Origin of the sequence: Alterirhizorhabdus solaris, from assembly GCF_007785815.1 — a bacterium.
Lineage (GTDB): Bacteria > Pseudomonadota > Alphaproteobacteria > Sphingomonadales > Sphingomonadaceae > Alterirhizorhabdus > Alterirhizorhabdus solaris.
On sequence record NZ_VNIM01000177.1, the window covers coordinates 1 to 3,387 of the forward strand.

At 69.1% G+C, this 3,387-nt stretch carries 3 protein-coding genes; 2 read left to right on the forward strand and 1 reads right to left on the reverse strand.

From position 1 onward, the window contains the following. Nucleotides 1-231 precede the first annotated feature (231 nt). Nucleotides 232-1,806 carry a SulP family inorganic anion transporter gene (locus FOY91_RS20905; RefSeq protein WP_238995828.1) on the forward strand — a complete coding sequence of 525 codons (1,575 nt, stop codon included), beginning with the start codon at nt 232-234 and terminating at the stop codon, nt 1,804-1,806. Beyond that, a complete protein-coding gene (locus FOY91_RS20910) occupies nt 1,803-2,438 on the forward strand; it encodes a carbonic anhydrase (protein ID WP_145155939.1) in 636 nt (211 codons plus the stop codon). Before FOY91_RS20905 ends, FOY91_RS20910 begins: the two co-directional genes overlap by 4 nt. A 19-nt stretch (nt 2,439-2,457) precedes the next feature. On the opposite strand, the gene FOY91_RS20915 is transcribed toward FOY91_RS20910, so the two are convergent. Beyond that, nucleotides 2,458-3,387, reverse strand: a 930-nt coding sequence (locus FOY91_RS20915; protein WP_420822901.1) for an EamA family transporter, incomplete at its 5' end; no start/stop codon positions are given.

Below are 3,387 nucleotides of genomic sequence, written 5' to 3' on the forward strand. Positions count from 1 at the left end.
GCCACCGGCGGCGGGGAGGGCGGCGCCCCTTGCGCAAAGGCGGCGGACGGGGCGAGCCAGAGCAGCGCCAGCGGAGCGAACGAACCTCTCATCCGCCTAGCCTAGCGCCGCGCACGGCCAGTGCAACCGCCGCGCGCCGGCATTACGGTTCGGCACGGAAACGAAATGTAACTGGCCGGGGCACCCCGTATCGAGACAATGGCCGTCAGGATCGCAGAGCAGGAGTCTTGCGTGGATCGGGGCTTTTTCGCGAGCTGGCGTAACGACGTGCCGGCGTCGATCGTGGTGGCGCTGGTGGCGCTGCCGCTGTGCCTCGGCGTGGCGCTGGCGTCGGGTGCGCCGCTGTTCGCCGGTCTGATCTCGGGCATCGTCGGCGGCATCGTCGTCGGCGCGCTGAGCCGGGCGCCGCTCTCGGTCAGCGGCCCGGCGGCGGGCCTCACCACCATCGTGCTGGCCGCGATCGAGGCGATGCCGACCTATCAGGTCTTCCTGCTGGCGGTGTGCCTGGCCGGCGTCTTCCAGCTCGTCTTCTCGCTCACCCGCGCGGGCGTGCTGGCCGAGTTCGTGCCGTCCTCCGTCATCACCGGCATGCTGGCGGCGATCGGCATCATCCTGATCCTCAAGCAGGTGCCGCACGCGATCGGCTACGACGGGGATTTCATCGGCGACTTCAAGTTCTTCCAGTCGGACGGCGGCAACACGCTGACCACGATCGCGCGGGCGCTGCGCGAGGATTTCGTCTGGGGGGCGGTGCTGATCGCGGTCCCCTCGCTGCTGTTCCTGTTCTGGTGGGACAAGGCCAAGCCCAAGGACGGACCGCTCAAGCTGTTGCCCGGGCCGCTGGTGGTAGTGGCCGCCGGCGTGCTGGCCAACTGGATGCTGGGGCTGGCCGCGCCGGCGCTGCAGGTGCGCCCCTCGCATCTGGTGCAGGTGCCGGTGGCGCGTTCGCCGGGGGAGGTGCTGAACCTGTTCAGCCTGCCCGATTTCAGCGCCATCCTCAATCCGCTGGTCTGGACGACCGCGCTCACCATCGCGATCGTCGCCAGCCTGGAATCGCTGCTCAGCCTGAAGGCGGTGGACGAGATCGATCCCAAGCGCCGCGTGTCGGACAAGAACCGGGAACTGCTGGCGCAGGGCGGCGGCAACATCGTGGCGGGCCTGCTCGGCGGAATCCCCGTCACCTCGGTGATCGTGCGCTCCTCGGCCAACGTGGGGGCGGGGGCGGGCAGCCGGCTGTCCACCATCCTGCACGGTTTCTGGCTGCTGCTCAGCGTGTTGCTGATCCCGCTGGTGCTGAACTTGATCCCGCTGTCGGCACTGGCCGCGATCCTGATCGCCACCGGCTACAAGCTGACCAAGCCGATCCTGTACCGCGAGCGGTACGGCAAGGGATGGTCGCAGTTCATCCCGTTCGCCGTCACGATCGCCGCGATCCTGTTCACCGATCTGCTGATCGGCATCCTCATCGGCCTGTTCATCGGCTTCGTCTTCGTGATCGCGCGCAACTTCCGCCCGTCGATCAGCCATGTCTCGTCGGGCGACGCCTCGATGGTGCGGGCGCGGCGCAACCTGTACTTCATCCACAAGTACGAGTTGCAGAAGGTGCTGGCCTCGGTGCCTGACGGGCAGGACGTGCTGATCGACCTGTCGGCGGCAAGCTATGTCGATCTCGACAATATCGACATCATCAACGCCTTCATCGCCGGCGCGCCGTTCCGCCGGATCAGCGTGCTGGTGAAGGGCGACACCGCCGATCACGATCCCCGCCCGGTCCGCACCCCGCTCACGGAGACGCGCTTCGCATGAAGGGTTACAAACAGCTCATCCTCGCCAACATGGCGTGGGCGGCCGAGCAGGCCGAGGAAGATCCCGATTACTTCGCCCGCCAGATCGCCGGGCAGAAGCCGAACTTCCTGTGGATCGGCTGTTCCGACAGCCGGGTCGCGCCCGACCAGCTCACCCGCTCGCCGCCGGGCGGGTTGTTCATCCACCGCAACATCGCCAACCTCGTCTCCGAGAGCGACGGCAACCTGATGTCGGTGGTGCAATATGCGGTCGAGATTCTGGAGATCGACCACGTCATCGTCTGCGGCCATTACCGCTGCGGCGGCGTGACGGCGGCGATGGAGGGCGGCGTCAGCGGCGATATCGACGAATGGCTGGAGGTGGTGCGCGAGGTGGGCCGCAACCATGCCGACGAGATCGCGGCGATGCCCGATGCCGAAACGAAGGTGAACCGCCTCGTGGAATGCAACGTGCGCGACCAGCTGATCCGGCTGGCCCGCACCCCCATCGTGCAGCGCGCGTTCGCCAGCGGACGCGATCTGCAACTGCACGGCTGGGTGTATGATCTGCGCGACGGCCTCATCAAGCCGCTGCTCGAAATGGACCGCGAGACCGTGCTCGACGAGGTGGGCACGCCGAACCGCGTCCTCTAGGGGCGCGTGCCGGGTATTGTCAGGTCGCCGCACCCCGCCGCCACGGCAGGCCCGGCAGCCGGTGCCGCACCGGCCAGAGCACGTTGATCGCCAGCCCGCCGAGCACCAGCGCGCCCGCGGCCAGCTTCCACGCCGGCAGCGTCTCGCCCAGCATCAGCGCGGATGTGCCAATGCCGAACACCGGGATCAGCAGCGCCATCGGGGTGATCGTGGCGGCCGGGTGGCGGGCCAGCAGCCAGCCCCACATCACGAGGCCGAACAGCGTGTTGCCGGCCGCCTGCCACACCACCGCCACCCACGCCCCGGGGCTGGCGTGGGCAAGCGCCGCCGCGATCGTGCCCGGCCCCTCCACCAGCAGCGCGCACAGGGCGAGCGGCGGCACCGCGAACAGGTTCGACCAGACGACGTAGCCGAACATGGCACGCACCCCGGTCTCCCGCGCGACGATGTTGCCCGCCGCCCAGCTGAGCGCCGCCGCCAGCACCATCGCCAGCCCCAGCGGCGTGGCGTTGCGATCGGCGTGGGCCAGGATCACGCCGATGCCGGCCACCGCCAGCAGCAGCGCGCCGATCTGGAACCCGCGCACCTGCTCGCCCGAGCGCCACATCGCGATGCCGATGGTGAAGAACACCTGCGACTGGACGACCAGCGAGGCCAGGCCGGGGGAGATCCGCCCGTTCATCGCCAGCAGCAGCAGCGCGAACTGGCCGAAACCGATCAGCAGCCCGTAGGCCGCGATCGACGCCCACGGCACCCGCGGCCGACGCACGAAGAACACCGCCGGCACCAGCGCGAAGGCGAAGCGGAGCGTGGCGAGCGTCAGCGGCGGCAGTTCGTCCAGCGCGATGCGGATCACCACGAAGTTGGTCCCCCAGATCGCCACCACCGCCAGCGCCAGCAGGATATGGCCGGGCGGGAGGCCATGGCTGGCGGTGGTGGCGATCTGGGG

Bases quoted from the DNA above. Each gene is read 5' to 3' on its own strand.
- FOY91_RS20910 (WP_145155939.1), top strand. From the start codon at position 1,803: ATGAAGGGTTACAAACAGCTCATCCTCGCCAACATGGCGTGGGCGGCC.